The organism is Peribacillus sp. TH27 (assembly GCF_016650915.1).
In the GTDB taxonomy this organism is placed as follows: Bacteria; Bacillota; Bacilli; order Bacillales; family DSM-1321; genus Peribacillus; species Peribacillus butanolivorans.
Window position 1 is genome coordinate 2,618,432 of sequence record NZ_JAEKEV010000002.1, and the last position, 23,760, is coordinate 2,642,191.

Sequence of the window (23,760 nt, forward strand, 5' to 3'; positions counted from 1 at the left end):
TTACCACTTTATAGGGATATAGTCGTAAAGTCAATAGATTTTTGAATATTTAAAATGTTTCTTATTACACTTATTTTCTTTGTAGCTTAGCCAGACGCTTTTTCTCGATCTTTTCAAGTCTTTCTAACTGACGTAGTTTCACTTCAAATAGAGTAATCGGGTCACGGTATACTTCCGGATTTTCTCTCATATGCTCCAGTGCTGCCTGATGATCTTTGATTTCAGTCTGTGTTTGTTCTATCGTTTTTTGAAGTAAGGCAAATGAACTGCGATAGAAAAGTGAGATATCTCTATCCAAAGATTTTTCAAACAATCCGAATTGTGTAAGGAAACGGTCACTGATCATCTCTGCAACATCCTGGTAGTCTTCACTTTCTAGGTACTTCTTATACCGGTTGTACATATTAGCTTTATTTTGCGGAATCGCTCCAAACAACTTCCCTGCCCCTTTAAGCAGCAATTGCGATGGGGTCCGGCGTAGTAAAATATTAACGTCTTCAATGCGGATACTGCTTGTCATCCGATCCGCATCACGGCGCCAATCATCCAAAACTCTAAAGTCTCCCGCAAGTGTAATTCGCTCTTCTTTGTACAATTCATTGAACCCTGTGCTCATCTCATCCATAAACTGTTGAATTTGTGTAAATTCCAACTGAGATGTAGCAATCCAGTCTTGAAGAGAACGGTAATATTGCGGCATAATCTTGTCTGAAATATATGCCTGAATCTGCTCATTCATTTCATCGTTCAACTGTATATGAACTTGGCTGAAATCGCTACTTTCCGTTAATGATTTAGAACATTCTCTTAGTAATTCAGGGATTCTTGAAGAAAGCTGTTTTTTCACTTCTTCTTTAATTGAACGATACGACCTTATGATATTTTCACTTTTTTCTTTTTCCAAATCTGCCAGTTGATTGACGGCTCCATTCAATTTGACTTCCATCTGCTCATTCCAAGAAATTGAGTGCTCGCATTTCCGCTCATTAGCTGCCCGTTTTTCTAGCAGGTAAGATAACGTTTTGCGAATGAATGCAAGAATCTTCTCAGATCTTCTTTCCTTCCAATTATCAGCTTGATAATTCGAATCAAGGAAGGATGAAAGGTCCTGTAACTGCTGTTTGCTGTCATAAAGTTTGGAGAACGCAAATACTTTTGCGTTCGGGAAATACGCATTCACTTTATCCCATGTTTCATCTTCCATCCGGACTGCCACTTGGTCACTGTAAATCGTATCCATCTTATTTAGTAAGAAATGAATCGGAAGTTTCGGTGCCATCATTTGAATTTCCAATAACAAATCTCGTTCACTACCGGTGAAAGGCGCTCGTGCATCGAGAACAAACATCAATCCATCGCTGCCCTGTAAATACCCTTGGAAATCAGAGTCTACACTTTTTTCCCCATTGAACCCTGGTGTATCAAGTAAACGCAGGCGATTATTTTTTAGGTAGTCACTAATAAGGGTCACGTCGACAATGGTTCCGCGCTGACGGCGTGTTTCATCCAATTCAGTTAACTCACCAACGACTTTGTGATCTGTATCTGTAATTTCATAGATTTCCAGATTATCTCCATCTTTGACACTGACAAGGGACGAATGGTCCTCGGCAGCAATACTCTCTCCAGCAAGCGACTGAATAAAGGATGTTTTGCCATTGCCTGTGCTTCCGACAAGAAGAAGATTGAAATTTTCGGTATCCTTAAGTCCGTCTACCATCCATTTCAGTTTATTGCCAACTGTTAAGTTATTCTCTTCAGCCCACTGAATAATGGAATTGAACAGTTTTTCGCCCGCTTCCAATCCGCCTCCCAATTTAGGCGATTTTGCTAACAGACTTTCTGCATCCTGAACAACCAGTGCATTAATTGTATCAGGGAAAATTTCATTCCATGACAGAACGGAAGCCGCTGCAAATAACGAAAGCTCTCCATCCGCGATTTTCAACCAATTTTCCAACAATCTCGGCACAACAGGACTCAAATCTTTGATTAAGTGTGTTCCTTCAAGCAAACCGGCATAAGCATCCCGATAATAGACAGAAAGCTCATCCCATACATCACCTGGATGTAATTCGATGCCATCTATCAAATTATTAATGACTCTAAGCCATTCAAAGTAGGAATCTGTATATTTATAATTTTTCCAAAGTGCAACCGTCATTTTTTCAAAGCGATCCTGATCAAGGTTGTATAACGCCTCGAGAACATTTGAGAAATAATCCGGAGCCATCGATTGAGCAACACCTTGCTGGATATACGTTTTCAGCACATCAAACCAAATCATTGATTCCGTACGGATACTTTCATTCGCGGCTAAAACTACAGCACTGTTCCAATCCTTTTGTTCTTCAAAAAAGGAGCGTGCAATTGCGGTGACATTCGGGTAATCAGGTTGAAAGTCGACTGCTTCCTTAACAACTTTTGATGCCAAATCATTTCTTGATTCTACTATGTAAAGAGAGAACAGCTGTAGAAGGACTTCCGTTTTCAATACCGCTTCATCCGTACTGACGGATTTATATATATCCTCAGCGGTCGAATACATCTCTAGTTCAAAATAAGCATCAGCAATATTCTTTTTCGCCCATGAACCAAGTTCACCTTCTATGTTTTCCCACTTAAAAATGGCTGCTTCATAGTCATGATGCTGGAAGTATACTTCTCCTTGAGCAAACCGAACTGCAGTCAAATCCGCTCTTTCCTTTTTTTGTTCCACGAGAAACATTTCACCTAATGTTTGAATTGGATGCTTGCGTGTATCCTCAATCATTGTTTCATAGTATTTTTTCCCAATCAGTCGTTCATCCATCTTTATTCCCCCGATATATTTCATATTTTCAATTAAAGGATAATCATCGATATGGAGTCTTTATGAAAATCGAATAATAACTTTTCTCAAGACTTTGTCTATGAAAAGAGATTTATAGGTTCCTTTAGTTAAGAAAATTATTTATAAACCTTTAAAATATTATTTTAACAAAACAATATGGTAACAACATTTCATGACTCTTACAATTTTAAAACAGAAACAAATAGAATTGTAATGAATTTAATATAAGACTTGAGAAGTGATTTCTACTTTTGTAAAAATATGTTTTATTTAGTTTTACCAATATCCGAAGAGGTAGGAGGGAACAATTCTTATACCATTAAATTACCAGAAATCCCGCCCGTAAACTACCTATAAGTGGTAAAAACAAAAATAATTTTCACTTGAATACTTCCTAAAAGCGAAAGTACAATCTTCTCCCTAATAATAATAAATTTCTATTTGAAAGTTCATATAAAAAAAAGCAGTACCTTAATTCATGAAAGGTAACTGCTCTCTGATAAGCCCCGAACAGTAATTGTCCTTTGACAAATTGGGATTATACCCCTGTACGCTTACGTTGATTATTTGGCTTTTTAGTTAACTGGCTTTTTAGCTGTTTCGTTTTTTTCACAACGCCGGTTTCCAGTTTATCTTGACTTGAGCCCGCTTGCTTTTGCGCCAGTTTTTGTTTGACTGCATCCGCGAGACTTAACTTTTTATTTTCAGACATAATGTTGTCTCCTTTAGTGTTCTGTCTTCTATTATAATATAGATGCGGTTAGAAAGATAATAGGGAGTTATATCCGATTCTTTTCACGAAAAATATCTCCAAATAAAGGAAGGATCGATTATAAGGGACTAATCTCCTGCTCTTGAATAATAAAAATTGAATGATTTGTACTGTCAAATTATGTTGACTTAATACTTAGAATTTGCTAAATTATCTTTATATTATAAAATCTATGAAGAGAAAGAGTAAGATAAGAACCCTGTTCTACAGAGAGTCGACGTATGGTGGAAGTCGATGTCCAAGGCCTATCCGAAAATCATCTCTGAGATGCAAAGCTGAAAATGAAGTAGGCTTTGACGGGCTTTCCGCCGTTACAATGGATCACGTATGAATTCGTACGTTGACTGAGTGCCGTAGCTTCTATGAAGCGCGGAATATGGGTGGTAACGCGAGCACAAACTCGTCCCTGATTATTAGGGGCGAGTTTTTTATTTGCAAAATAACACTTTTAATAGCCTTTTTGGGCCAGTCGGCGGGTACTATCATTTTTAAAAAAGGAGAAATCATCATGAAAAAAACAGACACATTATTTATCGGCCTTATGCTTTTCTCGATGTTTTTCGGAGCTGGAAACCTTATTTTCCCTCCATTTTTAGGAGCTTCTTCCGGGACTTCCTTCTGGCCCGCCATTGCAGGTTTTGTCGCCACCGGTGTCGGCCTTCCAATTTTAGTACTCCTCGCCGTTTCACTTGTTAAAGGTGGGGCGCAAACAATCGGAGCGCGTGTGCATCCTATATTCAGTACACTGTTCATGGTCGTCATCTATTTGAGCATCGGACCGTTTCTTGCGATTCCACGGAATGCGAACGTTGCCTACGAAATGGGATTCAAACCGTACCTTGGCGACTCGATGAATCAATCCCTATTTCTATTCTTATTCACGGCCGTATTCTTTACCATTGTTTATGTCATTTCTTTGAATCCTGAAAAAATGGAAACTTTTATGGGACGCTGGATTACACCTACCCTGCTTTTGGCCATGGTCATTCTCTGTGTCGTTGGATTTGTAAAGCTTGATGCTCCATTCCAAGCTCCAACTGATGCGTATGCAACAGGAGCATTTTCAAAAGGTTTTATCGAAGGCTATAACACGATGGATGCTTTAGCTGCCCTTGCTTTCGGGATAGTTATCCTGACTTCGATACAGCAAAGAGGGATTTCAGATCGGAAACAATTGACGAGATATACATTAAAAGCAGGCCTCATCGCCGGCTTATTGCTTTCTTTAGTTTATATCTCCTTAGGTGTAATGGGAGCGCGTATGGCAGCAGATGGTTCATTTGAAAACGGAACAGAGATCCTGACTGTCGCATCCACCCTTTTACTTGGAAAAGGCGGTAAGATTCTATTAGGCGTTATTTTCACCTTAGCTTGTTTCACGACCGTCGTCGGTTTGACAACTGCCTGCGGACAGTATTTTTCAAATCTTATTCCCAAGGCCAACTACAAAACCTTAATTCTGATTGTAACACTTGTCGGCTTCATTCTTTCAAACATGGGTCTGAATCAAATTTTAAAAGTATCGGTACCATTCCTTGTGATGGCTTACCCATTAACAATTGTCCTGATAGTTTTAACGTTCTTCAGCCGTCATTTTAAAAACCCGAAAAAAGTATATCGGAGTGCAATGATCTTCACCGGCGTTTTTGCTCTAATAGATGGATTAAACGCATTCGGCTTACCATTAGGGCCCGTACAAACGTTTAGTGATGCCCTTCCTCTTTCTTCATACGGAATGGAATGGATCATCCCAGCTCTTGTCGGAATTGCCAGTGGCCTTCTACTCAGTCAGATCGGACAAGCAGCCCAATCTGAGGAATTGGAAAGCGCAACCTTATAATAGGAAAGCAGATGATTTTGTACAAATCATCTGCTTTTTTGCACGATAGTGTTTTTAACAGTTCCCACTCTGCTCACATTTCTTTATTTTGGTATTTACCTGCCACTTTTTGTTATGATAATGCTAAAGGAGATGATTAGTAATATGTCGAAGCAAACGCGAATTGGTAAAACAGATCTATATGTGAATCCGATTGGTCTTGGCACGAATGCCATTGGCGGACATAACCTTTTTCCTAATCTAAGCGAGGATACAGGAAAAGATGTCTTAATAACAGCTCTTGATGAGGGAATTAACTTTTGGGATACAGCTTTCATTTACGGTCCAGAGCGTTCAGAAGAAATTATCGGTGAAATTCTTAAAAAGACCCGCAAACGCGAGGATGTAGTCCTTGCTACAAAAGGGGCGCATAAATTTGTCGATGGGAAAGTCGTATTAGATAACTCTCCTGCTTTTCTGAAAAACGCAGTAGAATCTAGTTTAAAAAGACTCCAAACCGATTATATCGACTTGTTTTACATTCATTTCCCTGATGAAGATACACCAAAGGATGAAGCGGTCGGTGCCTTAAAGGAATTGAAAGATGCAGGTAAAATCAAGGCAATCGGCGTCTCAAATTTTTCCTTTGAGCAATTAAAGGAAGCGAATAAAGACGGCTATATCGATGTCCTGCAATCCGAGTACAACCTATTCAGACGGGAAGCAGAGCAAGATTTACTGCCCTATACAGCTGAAAATCATATTTCCTTTATACCTTATTTCCCGCTTGCTTCCGGTCTGCTCGGTGGCAAATATTCTCAAGATTCGACATTTGAGGATGGCCGTGCAAAAAGTCCACTTTTCCAAGGACAAGCCTTTGTTAGCAACCTGCAAAAAGTAGAAGAAGTCCGAGAGATAGCAAACAGAAGAAATGCCGATGTTGCTGATGTGGTACTAGCTTGGTATTTAACTCGGCACTCGATAGATGTCCTAATTCCTGGAGCGAAAAAACCAGAACAGGTCACACGCAACTTAAAAGCATTAGAAGTGGAATTAACCATGGATGAAATTGCCGAAATCAGCGCGATTTTCGCTTAAATAGGATTTAAAAGACAAAGGAAAAAAATAATAAAAAAGGTTCTATGTTTCTAACAAATATGGTTAGAAACATAGAACCTCAATATACTTTTCATTTATGAATTACTACTCCTAATAATTTATGTATGCATTAAATCTCGCTTTGGACAGGCTTCCCCACTTATTGAAGTTGTCCTTTTTCCAGCATATGCATCACCTCCACTTTACAGATAATCTGTTTGGCTGAACCCCCTATTTAATCAATATTTCCCGCAGCAATCCCCTATCATTAAAATAGAAAATAGCATCATATTTTTCACCATGATATAGAATCGCCTTGTGCACAAGCTGTATACTTGGAGTACCAAACAATTCAATCATTTCTTCAATAGACCTACTTTGGTGATTAGTATCTATACTTATCCCTTTTATGTGTTCATCATCGGTATAGGCAAACTTCACAATTTCATTTAATTCAGTGGCGTTACTTTCCTCTTTACTTTGCCCAATGAACAATAATAATTGTTCAAGGTTATCTACTTGAAACATATCACTAATATTCTCAAATAACTGCTCTTCTTCAATCGTATTAACATCCTTTGACAGAATCTGTTCACTTACCCAAACAGCCTGCTCGTTCTTCATAATTTTCAACCAATTAAAATCTTCCACTGGATCTTTTTGAATTTCTTCGATAATATAATAATCTCCAAAAATTATCATACTTATTTTTTCACTTTTCAACAAATCCGGATTATCTCTAACAAATCCTGCATTAACATTCACATATCGAATGTCCTTTTCTTCTGGGATTGGTGCATCCGTACTAGAACCTACATGTTTATCCGGCTTTTCTGCAATTTTAAGGTCCTGACCATTTTGTTCTTTCTGGATAATGGTTAAAAGTCTCTCCGATTGTGAAAAAAGAAGAGCCACCGTTATTATTCCTATCGCTAAAAAGGCACTGGCTATGAGTCTTTTTCTTTTTCCCTGCGCTTTTCTTTTCATTTGTTTCTTATAAACATCTGTTCTCGTAATCATCCCGTCATCGTCATCGATAGCTGTATTAAGCTTGCTTCTCTTTTCCATAATCATTTGCTTAAAGTTCTTTTGTGCTTCAGGAGACAATTCTTTGTAATCTTTTAAAAACTTCTCATAAGCGGGAGCTACTTCTTCGATTGGCCCATACGCCTTTATCTCTCCTGCCTCCATCCATATCGCCTTTTTACAGAATTTTTTCACCTGACCAATTGAATGACTGATAAAAAAGATCGTCTTCCCTCTTTCTTGAAAACTATTAATTTTATTCAAGCACTTTTCGGCAAAAGTCTGATCCCCAACAGAAAGAGCTTCATCAATGACCAAAACATCAGGATCGATATTTACAGAAATGGCAAAGCCTAACCTCGATTTCATACCACTTGAGTATTTCTTCACCGGCTGATCAATAAACTTCCCAAGCTCCGCAAATTCAATAATCTCAGGCATCAATTCCTCTATTTCCTTTTTGTTGAACCCTAACATTAAACATTTCAGCTCAATATTATTCCGACCTGTCAATTGATTATTTAAACCCGATGCAATGGCAATCAAAGACGCTTCCCCTTTAATTTCGACACTTCCCTCACTAGGAGGAACAACACCCGTAATTAAATTGGATAAAGTCGACTTCCCGGCTCCATTTACACCAATAATACCAATCACATCGCCCTTTTCTGCCACAAAATTAATGTTCTGTACAGCAAAAAAATCTTCCCCATACCCTTTGGGCAAAATCAAATCCAAAAACTTTTCAGAATTATTTTTATACATTTTATAACGCTTCGTAACATTTCTAAAGACAACAGCTTTGTTCATAAAAACCCCTTAATAATTTAAATTTACTTAGGATCTTCTTTTAACCCATCTTCCTAAATTCGTTTGTTAGATTACTTAGAAAATGCTAATAACTGATATTAATAAACTTTACCGAAATCATTTCTCAAAATCCCCTTATTCTAAATAACTTCAGGTGTAGGTTAGCTTTATTGCTCAGTAAACATATCGAGAAATAGTTACCCTGAATTAAATTACAGAAAAAAGTGAATCTATTAGTACGTTTGACTCTCATTTAAAAATTCACCAAACAATCATTTCCACCAATTAACCTAATGTACATTTTGATTGTTGGTTTCAACTAATATGGGTATTTTTGAATTATTATACGTATTGTTATTAATCTCTACATTCCTCCATTTATAGGGTCTTACCCCAGCAAAGGTCATTCCATCAAAAGTATTATTATAAATATTAATATCTTCATTCCAGATATGATCTTGTCCCCCATGTCCCCCAATACCCACTGGCCAAGGTTCCATTCCTTCTGTAGTACTGTTTCCAAAATAATTATTTCTTATCGTAACCTGTTTGCTCGGTGTATAATCCCACGAACCGAAATCTGGAAAACCAGAATGAGAGGCTAAATCAATTTGCACTGCTTCTGAATAATTCCGGCTACCATTTGCAGTGTTATCCTTGAATCCAATAAATACACAATCCTCGATTAATACATTATGAGAGGAGTTAATCTCCACGCCGTGTGCAAAGACAATATCTTTAATTGTTACATCCCGGATAATGAGGTTTTTTGCATGAGCAAAGGATACCCCCCCATATCCATATTGACTATAGGAAGAGTTTGAATAATTACCATCCAAAGTGCCACCTTCAATGATTATATTTCCATTCCCCTCATATCCAGTATATTGATCGCCTGCTTTGCCATTTCTAATCAAAGTACCTGGATGCTTTCTCATTAATACTGTGTTTTCCTCCATTTTTATACGAGTGTTCTTATAAATTACCAATGTATTTTTTATATCATATACACCATTAGGTATGATGATATTTACTTTCCCCTTTTCTTTTGCTATATTTAGCGCTTTTTGTATTGCTCGTGAATCGGTTCCAAACTGTGTCACATTTATCCAATCCTCTACCCATATCTTTTTAGGATGAATAACTAAAATTGTAAAACAAATCGCTAATAATAACAGGAACTTAGCTATTTTTTTCACTACTATTTACCTCTTTTTCCAACAACCAGATTATACCTTTAATGAAAAACTATTAAACCAATTGGTAAGAACTCCTTAATATTTATTTCATCAAAAAAGAGGTAATATACTTTTATTACCCCTTCCCTCTTACCTTCAATTGATTGGAACCTATCGACTTCCCCTATTTAATCTATCACTAAAATCAAGATTAACTTCCTTTATGATAATGATAGCTCTCTCAACTTCATTAAAAACTCATGGTAATACGGTAAATCATAGTGGACATTAAATTTCCCCCACTTATGGTTTTCCGTTGAAATAAGCTTTTCTTCACTTATACTAATTGGAATTGTATCAAAATTTTCTTCTACGTAGTTATCTAAGATGGACCATAGTAAATTATACTTTGGAACTTTTTTGGCATTATCAAACAATACAATACTGCCATCTTCTTTTATATATTTATCTGTGAATCTAGCCTTGTGTATCATTACTTTTGAGCGTGGAAAAGCAATAGTAATTCGTTTAAATAATTCATGGATTGATTTCTTCCATAACTCAAAATAAATGTCAAAATCAGTGTCTAATCTGTACGTAGGTAGAGAAGACCACTTTTGATACAAGTCTGTTTTATGTAAAGCCCAATGATTATTGGTAATAAATGCATCGTCGATTTTAATAACTCCAAAATATACGTCTGAAAAGAAATCCAAAATTATATAGTCATTTTCCCCATATTTCTGATTTTCAAAAAAGCTTTTATTTAATTCAGAAATTAATTGACCGGCTACCCACTGATCAATTTTATTTATTTCATTGCTATTATAGGAGATTGGGTTTGATACTAGACTAATAACAGATGCTTGATTTTGTAATTGAATAAATTCATATTCTTTTTTGTAATCATTATTAAAGTGGCTATTAAAATTATCACGAGTAGCACAACAACCAATTACTGTTATCCCTTTTTTCTTTTGAGTAAGTTCTAAATTTAAAGTACCATTTTCTATTGATAAAATGATATTGAATTTTTCATTTTGTATATTAAACTGAACATCTTCACTTGTTAATATAATTTTAGTTTGATTAGCTTTCGTTGTTGTTACCAGCATACCCTTGGCAAGAAATCTTCCAGCCTTATCAAGTGTAAATTCATTAATAGGAATTTCAAAGTAAATGTTATGATTTATTCGATATGTCTCTTTGAATAAATCATTATTAAATAAGAAAAAGTATTCATCCTGTGAATGTATTTCATTAATTTCTACTTTTATATAAAGTTGGTTTGATATATATATATCCTTAATAGAAAACGGTGATTTACTTTTAACATATTTGATAAAAATAGCTAGGTAATTATCTTTTGTCCAATACGGTTTCCAGTAAAAATCATTCCATTCATTTTTCACATATCTTGTATTCATTTCATTGTTACTTTTCAATAACCTAAGCTGGCTTGTTTTAGTTTTAATATTAATATCCCATACTTCATTCTGATTCAGGATTTCTGCACTTACAAAATCTGAACTTGAAATTTCTAGTATAAAATCAGTTGAAGTAGGAACTATTTCTTTCCTAAATATACAAGTAGAAGATAAATCGTTTCTTTTTTTGATTTCAACAAAAAGGAGACTTCCAATTAATTCTTCTGGTAATTGAATAGGTATATTTATTCCATCATCGATATACGTAATATTTTTCACAATAGTTTTCATATAGGTACCTCTCAACAAAATGAAATCCAGTTTAGAGTCAGACTATACTAAATGAATCTCTATATTTCTATCTACTACATAGTTACTAATAACAATCTCATTTAATTGGCGTGAAAATTCTTTATCTTACCTGACTCATATTATAAAGGCCTTGGACATGCAGAATATTGTAAGATTGAACACTAACCTAACAAGCATTAGTATGATATTTTGTTAAATATGGTTTTATTTTAAAGCCCTTTAATAAATAGCAATAAAAATTCGTTCAGTAATTTTACATAAGTATTCTACTATTGTCAGTTTCATGTACCAAATACCATGAACTATTTCAAAATCTTTAGGAATAAAAACTTCATCCCAATTCTACTATAGCAAATTGATTACTGCCTTTTGCTATAGTAGAATTGGGATTTTTACAGGTGGCACATATTTAGATATATCACGGTTAATAAATAAAATGGGTTTTTGTGGCGTTGAATCCTCAGAAACTTGAGCATGAAAATAAACTCGTCCAGTTTGATCTTCGTCTTCAAAATCAGTAACAGCTAGAGTCTTCAATTTCTAAATCTTTCTAATTATTTAACTTTTCAATTGCCTGATAAATACGTTCACTGTTTTTATTATCTTTATAAGCAAAAAAGCTATCTGATTTCTTTAAATAATATTCATTAATATTAAAATCACGGTTAACAATTTCACTTATTTTTTCTACTAGAGATTCTTCTTCAGTTAATACCTCACCAAAATCTGCATAACTGATCTCTTTAACTGGCCCATGATGATTATCATACGGATCAAATTGATAAAGTAATATCGGTTTTTCCATATACAAAAAATCTGCCATAACAGATGAATAATCTGTTATTAATAAAGAGCTCTCTTTAAGTAATTCTGATACAATGGCATCCTGCTTAGTAAGAAATTGAATATTAGGGTGATTGAAAACAAAGTTATTCATAAACTGCTGCATTTGATTATGCACATAGAACTTCACTTCAACATTTTCTTTTTCTATTAATTTAAGAAAGTGTTCATTTCGTATAAGGTGATAATAACGATTAAAGTACTCTGAACGGAGAAATTCACTTTGATTCAACCTAAACAAAGATCGTCTCCAAGTAGGCATGATTAATATCTGTTTTTTCACTTTCAGGTCGTGTAGGTTATCAAATCGACTTAATCCTGTTACGACTATATCTTCCTCTTTATACCCTAAGGTTGTTTTAATCACTTCTTTTTCACTGTTGGAACTAGCTATAAATAATTTCTGATTATATAATTCCTTGTTTAAGTAAGGGGCAATGTTATGAATAATAACACCATGTTGAAGAGTAATTTGTGGTTTTTTTCTATTAATTCACCAAATATATTTTGATATTTGGTTTTATCCCCTGGATAGGTTGTTTCTTCAAAAACCCAAGCACTTATATATTTATTCGCCACTAGCATATATAACCAATGCTTTAAACTCGAGTGATACACTATATTACCCAATTCCTTAATTTTTCCTACATGTGGTGAATCTTCATTAATAATGTAGTATATTTTTTTATTTGGATAATTTTCTCGGCAATATTTAAAAAAGGCGTAACCATTATCTTCTGCTTGGTCAGCTCGCTCACTAATTAACCAAACTTCCTGTCCAATAAACCTTAGTTTTACTGGAAAACTTAGTGTTTTAAGTCCCCATTTCACAAAATAATTTTTGATCTTTTGCCTCCATAAAGTGCTTTTTCGAAGAGGAGCTGTCAATTTCCATGATAAAGATTCTTCAATGGAGTATTGTTTAATTTTACTTTCTACTTCTTTTGTAGTATTAAACCAATAACGTTTCCCCCGTAAAAGGCGAATATAATAAAGTGCCTCTGTGTACAACCCTTCACGAACCATTTGTGTAAAAGGAAGATATCCATTTAAATTCCATGCTTTTAAAGATTCGTCACCCACTTCCAATAACAACTCTCTTAGTACTTCTAATATAAATTCTTGGTTATTATAAGGTAGTAAATCAACAAAATTTCGACTATCAATCAAGTTAAGTAATTTGCAAAACAATGCTTTCTTAAATAAAACCCTAAATTTCTTTTTCTCAATAGCGTCTTTAGAAAATACAAGATGACTCAATATCTGACCATCATTAATGATTGTCTCTATTGACTGATTATGTGATTTGCTGAATTTAACATTTTTTATCGATTTAAAAGACAGGCGTCGTTCAAATAAGTCAAAGTAAAGTTCCATCAACATTAATTGGTTAACATTTTTCAAACTGAAAAAATCAAATGTATTTAACAGATCTCTTCTAATAATTTTTAATGAAGCAATATCATCAAAATCCGCTTGAATAACATCCGTATGTTTTTGTATATTGTTACTTCTGTTTTCTCCTGTTAACTGGAAAAAATCATACTTTTCTTCTGAATTTATTTCAGATAAAACCTTTTCAAAAAAATCACTACTAAAAGTAGTTTCTTTATCTAAAAACATAATATAGTCTGAGTCTATATCATCGATTTTAATGTTTTCTTTAGAGACAATGCGCACATTCATGTTTTTCACTATTGAAGTTTTTTCTAGCATATTATGATCAAAGATAATGATTTGAATATCTTCTTTCCCATTTGCCTGTCTAACAATTTGGGGAATTTCATCCTCCCCCCTCACTAACGGAAAACTTTCTGGTAAATATATTAGACACAAGCTCATAAATGACTCTCCTTCTGTATTTCCAGCTATGGATAAATGATCAATTAACTTTTAAACGATTCCTGAGTATTCTTATTTGCTGTCGATACCATAAACGAGTTATATATATTAGTTTGCCAATCATTTACTTCTAACCCATCAAATCGTGGGAAATGGGTTATTATTTAATATCTACTCGCTTCAATCCAATTACTCCATATTGTAAAAAACTTGCTTTTTATAATATAAAACTCGCCGTAATAATACTCTATTAGTTCGTCTAACATAGATAAATTAACAACCTAGATATCTTTTCTTTTTAAACATCCGGGGAATCTTTTGGAACGTAGAAATAATTGAGATGTTTCTCTCGCTCAGTAACAGTATTTAAAAAAAATCCATTATCCTTGGCATTTTCTCAAAACCTATCAAAATTTCCTATAAGCAAATAAATAAGGAAAGCAAAAAGCCATTTCCACTGATATCGCTTTGTTTCATTTCTTATAGATTAGAGAAAAGGACCGATAGGAAGTGATCTTAGGTAACAGAGCCTCTTACGTTATCAATCTCCGTATAAAAAAAAGTATTATTCTCTAATAAACCGACAGAAATTTTTCACCTTTTTAATTTTATGAATTATTTGATTGCCTCTTGTTAATGCAATCTACATTTTAATCATAATTTATGGTGTTTTAATCGCATTTAACTTTCTTTTTATTTTATGTCTTTTGTTATTCAAGACTCTTAAGGGTCTAGTTATCTTCCATGATTTACTTGTTAAAAATCCGGATTGCCTTTTATAAATCTTAAGCAAAGCATTGCCTTCCATATACCAAAATTTTCGTGATATATGCATTTGTGTATACTCCATAGCCAAGTCTAAATAGCCTTTACTAAGTAAACTAACAATAGGTAACTCCAATTTAAAATATTTTTGAATAAGTTCTGTGTTATATGTAGAAACAACAGGACTAATTCTTTCTAATAAATATTTTCTTTTTGAATAAGAAAGCGAATTAAAAGCTGGATCAATCAGTTTCCAAAAAATAGAACGTAAAGCATTAATTTGGAATACTTCGTATTGTTTTTCTGATAATACAGTCCTAACAATTTCTGCAGCCTTACAATCATTTAAAATAGTTGATTCAATATCTTGCTGTGTCATTGATAGGTTAGTTTCGTCGTCTCGTGTCCTGTACATATAAATAGTCTCAGGAATATAGCTGAATTTTTCTGCTAATGTAAATAGTTGTATATCATAATATTTATCTTCCCCATTTTTCATGCCTTCAACAAAACCTAAGGAGTTTTTTTTGAGAAAACTTGATTTTACAAGTTTTAGGTAAACTGCTGTCTTTACCTGAAGAAAGAAAGGTACTTCTTTAATTGATACGTTATAATAGCTTTTTTTCAATAAATAATCTCGAAAAGTTATGTGGAACCATGTTTTCCGTTTAGGGTCACTATCTTTAAAACTTTCCATTGTTCCCATTACAAAATCTGAATCACATTCTTCTGCTACTTTGTACAATTTTTCATAAGCATCAGCTGGGATAAAGTCATCCGGATCTAAAAAAATTGTATATTTACCTGTGGCTTCACGAATACCAATATTACGAGGTTTTCCGGGGGCACCCGAATTCACCTTTAAATCAAATAGCTTAACATTAGGATATTTTTGGACATAATTACGAAGGATATTGATTGTTCCATCTGTAGAACAGTCATTAACCATTATAATTTCTAAGTGCTCAAATCCTATGGTTTGTGAGAGTAAAGAGTCAAAAGCTTCATTGATATAATCCTCTACATTATAAATCGGCAATATTACCGAGATATATGGTTGTTCCATACATATTCTCCCCTTTTATTATTGTTCGTGTAACCACTGTAAAATTATCTTTTTAATGCATTATGATCTAAAATTAGATTAATTTTATTTACATAAACGTATTATTAATAAGTTTTAGGGGTACAAAACCTTTTTTATATATAATTACATTAAAACTAGATCTCGGTACAAAAAAGTCTCAAATAACAGATAATACCATGTAATTCGAAACATGTTTTTTGCTTTATTGTAGCTGACATTATCTTTTTTTCATAATGTAACAAAATTAACAAATCATTAAGATAATCGAGTGCTCACTTTTTCACTTACTATGGAAACTCAACGTTACTTTTATATAGCAGTGTATCATCCCAAGGATTAGCTTCTAGAAGAAAGGATATTTGACGCCCCTGCAATGTACATGTTCTGCCTCAAAATAAAATGCATACTAAGCTAGCAGAATCTGTTTGTTTTTTCCAGTGGTTATGTTCCATCAGTAAATACTATATTTCAAAAAAAAAGGCCTATACAAGAATTATAAACTCACTAGTACTTTTTCTTTTTTCAAAATATCTTCCATTAACTCTAAGATATCTTCTCGTAATTCAGGATGCTGTATCGCAAATTCAATGGTCGTTTTCACAAATCCGAATTTCTCTCCAACGTCATGACGTATTCCTTCAAAATCGTATGCATGTACCTGTTGAAATTCATTTAAGCTTTGTATAGCATCTGTTAACTGAATTTCTCCCCCTGCTCCAACTTCTTGTTTTTCTAAGACTGCAAAAATCTCAGGTGTTAAAATATAACGACCCATTATAGCTAAATTAGAAGGGGCTGTTCCTTGTTTTGGTTTCTCAACAAAATTATTTACTTGGTATCTTCTGCCCACTCGAGCGGCAGGGTCGATTATTCCATATCTATCTGTTTCAAGTTCATTTACTTCCTGTACTCCTATTATGGAGCTTTGCATTTCATCAAATTGATTGATTAATTGCAATGTACATGGTGTATCACTTTGTACAATATCATCACCTAAAAGGATAGCAAAAGGTTCGTCACCGATAAAATTGCGCGCACACCAGACTGCATGACCAAGTCCTCTTGGTTCTTTTTGTCGAATGTAATGAATGTTAGCTAAGTTAGAAGCGTGTTGAACCATTTCGAGCAAATCACTTTTCCCTTTATTTTTCAAGTTTTGCTCTAGTTCATATGCCTGATCAAAATGATCTTCGATAGCACGCTTATTCTTTCCTGTTACAATAATGATGTCTTCTATACCTGATGCCACAGCTTCTTCGATAATATATTGAATAGTTGGTTTATCAACAATAGGAAGCATTTCCTTTGGTGTTGCCTTTGTAGCTGGCAAGAACCTTGTCCCCAATCCTGCTGCTGGAATGATTGCTTTTCTAACTTTTTTCATACTCTTTTTCCTCTCCGTAAAAATAAAAAGGACATAGATGATAACCTTATGTCCTTTTTATTCACCTTCAATAAACATGACTTTATATATACAAGGTGCTTAAAGATATATAAAATATATATCTTTATAGTACCATAGACTCACTGATTGTAAATATTATTTAAAGTAAATCCGGCCAAATACGAAAAATTTATTAATATTTCATTACAATGTTAAGAATTTATTAATGTTACTGTGAAATTATATAATAATTTATATTTATTTACAAACATCATTATAAACCATGTTAATATTCTCTAACTCTCAACATTGAGTTTGATTTGTAAAAGAAGAACTTTATAGAGAGCATCACCCTGTAACTCACTTTGAACTACACTGTCTTTAAATCGAAAATCGATGGGGACAATTTGTTCAAGTAACAGAAAAATCATACGGGGGCTCGTTCGACGCTGACAGAATACTTTTTCTCATAGAAATGGCATTATGTTCGCTTGTGAAAGTGTTCTTTTCTTCTATATAATGAGCCCTTTAGATCCGTCCTCAATTATCCTGCTAAAATGGCTGATCCATAGGATCTATTAAATTGCTTCCTTTTGTAGATTGCTTACATTTTTCTACTTTGATATATTTAGTGAATATTCCTTCAATTAGAAAAGAGGCTACCTTATGAAAAAATCCTATATTCTCTTATTTCTCATCTTGGCCAATCTGTTTTGGGCCGGCAATTATATATTTGGCAAATACGTTGTGACTGAACTTTCCCCGATCCAACTAACATTTACCCGCTGGCTAATTGCCGTTTTCTTATTATTCCCACTAGCCCATTGGATTGAAAAACCAAATTGGAAGAGTGTATGGAAAGCCTGGAAAGTACTTTTAGCAATGGGTTTACTCGGCATCATCAGTTATAATTTTTTCCTTTATTGGGCTCTGACCTATACAACATCCATGAATGCTGCTCTTGTCAATTCAATTAATCCTGCATTAATCGTTCTTTTTTCTGCATTGCTGTTAAAGGAGAAAATTTCAATCCATCATGTACTAGGCCTTATCATTTCATTATTCGGCGTATTATTAGTCTTAACAAAAGGACATCTCCTGGAAATTTTCCATCTCACTTATAATAAAGGCGACCTATTGATGATTCTGGCTATTCTCGTTTGGACCTTCTATTCAATAATCGGGAAAAAGCTGAAAAGCATTCCGATTATTTCAGCCACAGCCGTTTCTGTATTTCTCGGTTTGATTCTCGTTGCTCCATTTGCCATTGGCTCTGGACTGAACTTTGATTTAAGTGGCCCAGCAATCACAGGTCTTTTATATATTGGAATCTTCCCATCCGTAGGTTCCTTTATTTTCTGGAATATTTCGCTTCGTCATATCAATGCCAGCCAGGCTGGAATTTATCTTAATCTGATTGCCGTCTTTACCGCCATTCTAAGCCTGATTTTAGGACAAACGATTACTATCGTCCAAATCCTTGGGGGGCTACTTGTCTTCACTGGCGTCTACTTGACGAGTAAAAAGAAAAAGGACCTTCAAGCTGTCACGAAGTCCATGTAAAAGTCATTCGGTAATTTGCATCCATGAACGCTTTCTTGCCTTTCCCTCTTGTCTATCTATCATGATTTACGTTATCCTTTAAAGAAGAAAATCTGAATGTAAAGGTGTGCTTTAGTTGAGGATCAATAAATATATTAGTGAGTCCGGGATTACTTCGAGACGAGGCGCGGATAAATGGATAGCCGAAGGCCGCGTAACGATTAACGGATCTGTTGCTGAGCTTGGCAGTCAGGCTGAACCAGGCGATGATGTTCGGGTTGATGGTAACCCCATAAAGGTAGAACAGCAAAATGTCTATATTGCGCTGAATAAGCCAATAGGCATTACGAGTACGACAGAAAAACACATTAAAGGAAATATTGTTGATTTTGTTAATCATCCACTAAGGGTTTTTCATATTGGACGTCTTGACAAAGACTCAAGCGGCCTCATCCTGCTTACAAATGATGGTGATATCGTGAATGAAATTCTGCGTGCAGAGAATAAGCATGAAAAGGAATACATCGTAACTGTGGATAAGCCGCTTACCTCTTCTTTCATACAAGATATGGCATCCGGCGTGGAGATTTTAGGTACGAAGACACTTCCTTGCAAGATCAAACAGTTGAACAAATATACGTTTAACATTACATTAATGCAAGGATTGAACAGACAAATCCGCCGTATGTGCTCAGCGCTAGGCTATGAGGTCCGCGATTTACATCGAATTCGGATCATGAACATCCATTTGGATGGGTTAGCCCTCGGACAATGGCGCGACCTAACGAAGGATGAATTGAGGGAACTGTTTACCGAGTTGGATTATACGCCTAGGCAGAGATGACTCAAAAGGATGCCCCTGAGTTCGGGGGCATTCTTTTTTAATTCAATCTGTCCTAGACTTTTCAACATAGACTTAACTTTACTCGCGAATTTTGCACTTTTACTCGTGAAATTGACTATTTTACTCGTGAGTTTCGATTATTTACTCGTAAATTCCAAAATAAAAAGCAACCTGCGATAGGCTGCTCGTTATCGGCTATAAATTACACCCACCATAAATCAGTTGGGCTTTCGTTGATGAGGACAGTTTTCAAATTGGTTACTGCACGTTGAAAACCTTCTTCAACTGACATTAGCGGGTCTTCATGTTCAATGCTAACGACATAGTCATAGCCATATGTGCGAAGTGCACTCATGATGTCGGACCACTCTTGAAGACTGTGGCCGCAGCCCACCGAGCGAAAGTTCCAGGCACGGGTTTGGATGTTTCCATATGGCTGCATATCGGTAAGGCCATACATATTGATGTTATCCTGATCCAAGTATGTGTCTTTTGCATGGAAGTGGTAGATTGCTCCCGCTTTCCCAAGGATTTTGATGGCTCCCACCGGTTCGATCCCCTGCCACCAGAGATGGCTTGGGTCAAGGTTAGCGCCGATTGCGTCCGATGTAGCTTCCCGTAGTTTTAGCAAAGTGTAAGGTGTGTGAACGAGAAAGCCTCCGTGCAGTTCGAGTCCGATTTTAATATTGTGTTCATCAGCAATTGCTGCAGTTTTTTTCCAATAAGGAATCAACTTTTCTTCCCATTGCCATTTCAAAACATCTGTATACTCATTCGGCCATGGCGTAACAGGCCAGTTTGGATATTTAGCTCCTTCGTGGTCACCCGCCGTACCGGAAAATGTATTGACGATTGGGACATTCAATAAGGACGCAAGCTTGATTGTTTTTATGAGCGTTTCATCACTTTCTTTGGCAAATGATTTATCTGGAGAGATGGGATTGCCATGGCAGCTGAATGCACTGATAGTTAGGCCTCTTGTTTGAACAGATTCCAAGTATTTTTTGCGCTTTTCTTCACTTTCCAACAGTTCATCTAACGGACAGTGGACATTACCTGGATACCCGCCTGTACCGATTTCAACTGATTTTAAACCGGAGGCTGCCACATAATCAAGCATATCCTCGAATGATTTTTGTGCGAATAGCACTGTAAAAATCCCTAACTTCACTAGCCCCACCCCACCTTTTCATTAATTGATACTCATAACCTTTCCACTTGCTGAGCTTTGATAAATGGCTTCAATTATCTTCGAAACTTTCATGGCTTCCGATGGTTTTACCAATGGTTCGGCAATTCCGAGGCAGCTATCAATAAAATTCTCTGCCTGTTGGAGATCGGGTGTATCCTCTCCAGGCATCCATACCGCCTCACTATTTAATAGCATGCCGTGCTTTGCCTGATTCAAAATTAAGGGGAACACATCCAGTCCGCCCTGCGTTCCGGATAAACTCAAGACTGTTGCTTCTTCACGGATATTCGCGGCCCATGATGTTTCGAATAATAAAGATGCACCGTTGGCAAATTTGATATACGCGGTAGCATGATCATCTACTTCAAATACAGAGGCATCGAAATTGCCCCATAGATTGACCTGATCGACACCCTTACTGACATAATTATATGTCGAACCTACAATTTCAATCGGCTCCGGGTCATCCATCAGCCATAAGGCCAAATCAAGTAAATGGCAGCCGTAATCAATAACGCTTCCTCCACCCTGCAATTCCTTACTCGTAAAAACTCCCCACCCAGGAACTTTCCGACGTCGGATTGCCTGTACACGCGCTACATACGGCTCACCAATTTCACCGGCCTGGATCATTTTCTTCGCAGCCTGAGCTTCCTTCATAAAGCGGTAATGGTAAGCGATAGATAGTACCTTCCCCGATAAGTTTGCAGCCTCGGTTATTGCTTTACATTCCTCGGTTGTAATCGCCATAGGCTTTTCGCACAACACATGTACACCCGCTTGCAGCGCGGCGATAGAAATTTCCGCATGAAACTTGTTTGGCGTGGCAATCGTAACTGCATCCACTTCCGCGAACATTTCTTCATAATTGGTAAAGACCTTTTCGATATGATATTCACGTGCCACATCTCTCGCCTTCAGTTCATCTATATCCTGAATTGCGTATAAAACTACCTTGTCTTGAAATTTTTGAAAAGCTGGGATATGCCTTTGTTGAGCAATTCCACCAGCACCGATTATTCCCATTTTTAATTTGTACATGATGACTATTAACCCCTTTATAAGCGGATGATTTTTCTGGATGCATTCGATTCCATCGCGCCAAGAATGACTTTTAATGATTTTAATCCTTCAACTCCTGAGACGAGAGGCACCTCATTGTTTACCACACATTTTACAAAGTGGCTGATTACTTCAGAATCATGCTGTCCTTCAGAGTCATTTGTCTGGATGCTACCTAATTCAATGGTTTCCGTCTTACCATTATCATGATGAATAATCAGTGAGTATTTAGGATCGTCTTCAAGACGTAATACGGCTTTTTCCGCATAAATGACCGTCGCATTGTCTTCTTTCGCATACGACCAGCTGGCTGTGAGAGTACCAATAATTCCGCTCTCCGTTCGCAGAATACAGGCAGCACTGTCATCAACATCTGTATTTTTCTTGGCAGTCGTTTCTACAAATGCTCCTACTTCAACAAATTCCTCTCCCAGGATATAACGCAATAAATCAGCTTTATGAACGCCTAAATCGCCCATAGCACCGATAACTGCCTGATCTTTTTTAAAAAACCAACTGTTCCGTCCGTCCACGGCCCAATTCTCTGGTCCGGAATGTCCAAAAGCCGTTCGGAAGCTGTAGACCCTCCCTATCTCACCACTATCAATAAGCTGTTTCGCTTTTTGATGAGAGGGGACAAAACGCTGATTATGACCAATCATTAATATTTTGCCGCTTTTTGAAGCTGCTTCATTCATTTTTTCTGCGTCATTTAAAGAAGTTGCCATTGGTTTTTCACAAAGAACATGCTTACCTGCTTCCAAGGCAGCAATTGTGATTCGGGCGTGCAAGTAATTAGGGGTACATACACTGATAGCCTCAATCTCCTCATTCTTCAAAAGTTCTATATAATCAGTATATGCTTGTGCCTTATACCTTTGTGCTGCTGTATTCGCCCGGTCTTGCACAATATCACAAACGGCAATTATCTCTGTTTCCTGGATCGCTTCGTATTCTGGAAAATGCCTGTTTTTTGCAATACTGCCGCATCCAATGACGCCTACTTTCACTCTGCCCATTCTACTCTCTCCTTCACTTCATCTCTTTATTGAGATAGTTTCCAACGGTTCGGCTTTTCCATATACCGATTTATTGTTAACTTCCGGCTTGACCCACTCAACTGCATTCTTAATCACCCGTTGTATTTGCGGATTATGGTATGTCGGATATGTTTCATGACCTGGCCGGAAATAAAAAATCTTACCTTTACCACGCTGATACGTACAACCGCTTCTGAATACCTCCCCACCTTCAAACCAGCTGATAAATAATAGTTGGTCCGGCGTAGGGATATCAAAATGTTCCCCGTACATCTCTTCCTTTTCAAGTTCTATATATTCTCCGATTCCCTCAACGATTGGGTGACTTGAATCAACAACCCAAAGCCGCTCCTTTTCATCCGCTACCCGCCATTTCAAATCGCAAGTCGTGCCCATTAATTGTTTAAAGATTTTTGAGAAATGTCCAGAATGGAGGACGATAAGACCCATTCCCTCGAGTACCCGCTTATGAACCCGTGTGACAATTTCATCATGAACTTCTTCATGTGCGACATGTCCCCACCAGAGAAGTACATCGGTTTTCATCAGTATCTCTTCAGTTAAACCATGCTCTTCTTCCTCGAGTGTAGCCGTCTTCACCTCGACCTGTTCGCTTTGTAAAAAGCCAGCAATCGCACCATGGATTCCATCCGGATAAATTTCAGCAACATCAGGTTTTTCTTTTTCATGGCGATACTCATTCCATACTAGAACTCTCATGAACAATCTCCTCCACATTAATTTGTCGGCAACTTGCTCTATATGTTTAACTACTACCTCTTAATTTCGAACGCAAACGTTTGCGTTTGAAATAATAAAAACTCAGTCGATTATAAGAACATACTTGGCATTTCGAAAAGTATGAATTTCAAAAAATTGTTAGT

The 23,760-nt window shown here is 36.1% G+C and carries 17 protein-coding genes and 1 other annotated feature; of the genes, 4 read left to right on the plus strand and 13 right to left on the minus strand.

All coding sequences use genetic code 11. The annotated features are described in order from the left end of the window. Positions 1-70: 70 nt before the first annotated feature. Complete coding sequence (locus JFU24_RS14000; protein WP_242485340.1) at positions 71-2,812, minus strand: GTPase domain-containing protein; 2,742 nt, start codon at positions 2,810-2,812, stop codon at positions 71-73. Between the two features lie 559 nt (positions 2,813-3,371). Then, positions 3,372-3,545: a hypothetical protein gene (locus JFU24_RS14005; protein WP_162878730.1), complete on the minus strand. Its 174-nt coding sequence runs from the start codon at positions 3,543-3,545 to the stop codon at positions 3,372-3,374. Between the two features lie 223 nt (positions 3,546-3,768). Then, positions 3,769-4,016 (plus strand) — a binding site (T-box leader). A 97-nt stretch (positions 4,017-4,113) separates the two neighbouring features. Between JFU24_RS14005 and brnQ the strand changes: the two genes are divergently transcribed. Both brnQ and JFU24_RS14015 read left to right on the plus strand, forming a co-directional pair. Continuing rightward, positions 4,114-5,445, plus strand: a complete 1,332-nt coding sequence (brnQ, locus tag JFU24_RS14010) for a branched-chain amino acid transport system II carrier protein (protein ID WP_201250119.1) — start codon at positions 4,114-4,116, stop codon at positions 5,443-5,445. A gap of 144 nt (positions 5,446-5,589) precedes the next feature. Then, the gene (locus JFU24_RS14015; protein WP_201183142.1) at positions 5,590-6,522 is read left to right on the plus strand and encodes an aldo/keto reductase; all 933 of its coding nucleotides are present in this window, start codon (positions 5,590-5,592) and stop codon (positions 6,520-6,522) included. 231 nt (positions 6,523-6,753) lie between these two features. Here JFU24_RS14015 and tagH read toward each other — a convergent pair whose 3' ends face one another. From tagH to galU, 7 genes are all read right to left on the minus strand, one after another. Further along, a complete protein-coding gene (gene tagH / locus JFU24_RS14020; RefSeq protein WP_201250120.1) occupies positions 6,754-8,358 on the minus strand; it encodes a teichoic acids export ABC transporter ATP-binding subunit TagH in 1,605 nt (534 codons plus the stop codon). A gap of 290 nt (positions 8,359-8,648) precedes the next feature. Then, a complete protein-coding gene (locus JFU24_RS14025) occupies positions 8,649-9,557 on the minus strand; it encodes a right-handed parallel beta-helix repeat-containing protein (protein WP_201250121.1) in 909 nt (302 codons plus the stop codon). 200 nt (positions 9,558-9,757) lie between these two features. After that, positions 9,758-11,254 (minus strand): DUF6270 domain-containing protein, encoded by a 1,497-nt coding sequence (locus tag JFU24_RS14030; protein ID WP_201250122.1) that lies wholly within the window; start codon positions 11,252-11,254, stop codon positions 9,758-9,760. A gap of 571 nt (positions 11,255-11,825) precedes the next feature. Then, positions 11,826-12,485, minus strand: coding sequence for a CDP-glycerol glycerophosphotransferase family protein (locus JFU24_RS30785; protein ID WP_313888874.1), 660 nt, complete (start codon positions 12,483-12,485; stop codon positions 11,826-11,828). Positions 12,486-12,541: 56 nt separating this feature from the next. Beyond that, positions 12,542-13,960: a CDP-glycerol glycerophosphotransferase family protein gene (locus tag JFU24_RS30790; RefSeq protein ID WP_201250123.1), complete on the minus strand. Its 1,419-nt coding sequence runs from the start codon at positions 13,958-13,960 to the stop codon at positions 12,542-12,544. A 661-nt stretch (positions 13,961-14,621) separates the two neighbouring features. Next, positions 14,622-15,791, minus strand: a complete 1,170-nt coding sequence (locus tag JFU24_RS14045; protein ID WP_201250124.1) for a glycosyltransferase family 2 protein — start codon at positions 15,789-15,791, stop codon at positions 14,622-14,624. 514 nt (positions 15,792-16,305) lie between these two features. After that, the gene (gene galU, locus JFU24_RS14050) at positions 16,306-17,196 is read right to left on the minus strand and encodes a UTP--glucose-1-phosphate uridylyltransferase GalU (RefSeq protein ID WP_201250125.1); all 891 of its coding nucleotides are present in this window, start codon (positions 17,194-17,196) and stop codon (positions 16,306-16,308) included. A gap of 666 nt (positions 17,197-17,862) precedes the next feature. Between galU and JFU24_RS14055 the strand changes: the two genes are divergently transcribed. Both JFU24_RS14055 and rluF read left to right on the plus strand, forming a co-directional pair. Next, positions 17,863-18,759 (plus strand): DMT family transporter, encoded by an 897-nt coding sequence (locus JFU24_RS14055; RefSeq protein WP_201183146.1) that lies wholly within the window; start codon positions 17,863-17,865, stop codon positions 18,757-18,759. Positions 18,760-18,874: 115 nt separating this feature from the next. Then, positions 18,875-19,582: a 23S rRNA pseudouridine(2604) synthase RluF gene (rluF, locus tag JFU24_RS14060; RefSeq protein WP_056522637.1), complete on the plus strand. Its 708-nt coding sequence runs from the start codon at positions 18,875-18,877 to the stop codon at positions 19,580-19,582. Between the two features lie 202 nt (positions 19,583-19,784). On the opposite strand, the gene JFU24_RS14065 is transcribed toward rluF, so the two are convergent. From JFU24_RS14065 to JFU24_RS14080, 4 genes are read right to left on the minus strand one after another with little or no spacing between them, the layout of a single operon-like run. Beyond that, positions 19,785-20,753, minus strand: coding sequence for a TIM barrel protein (locus JFU24_RS14065; RefSeq protein ID WP_201250126.1), 969 nt, complete (start codon positions 20,751-20,753; stop codon positions 19,785-19,787). A 21-nt stretch (positions 20,754-20,774) separates the two neighbouring features. Beyond that, positions 20,775-21,815, minus strand: coding sequence for a Gfo/Idh/MocA family protein (locus JFU24_RS14070; protein WP_053344283.1), 1,041 nt, complete (start codon positions 21,813-21,815; stop codon positions 20,775-20,777). A gap of 17 nt (positions 21,816-21,832) precedes the next feature. After that, positions 21,833-22,855, minus strand: a complete 1,023-nt coding sequence (locus tag JFU24_RS14075; RefSeq protein ID WP_201222308.1) for a Gfo/Idh/MocA family protein — start codon at positions 22,853-22,855, stop codon at positions 21,833-21,835. An 18-nt stretch (positions 22,856-22,873) separates the two neighbouring features. After that, on the minus strand, positions 22,874-23,596 hold the full coding sequence (locus JFU24_RS14080; protein WP_056522646.1) for a ThuA domain-containing protein: 723 nt from the start codon (positions 23,594-23,596) through the stop codon (positions 22,874-22,876). Between the last annotated feature and the right edge of the window lie 164 nt (positions 23,597-23,760).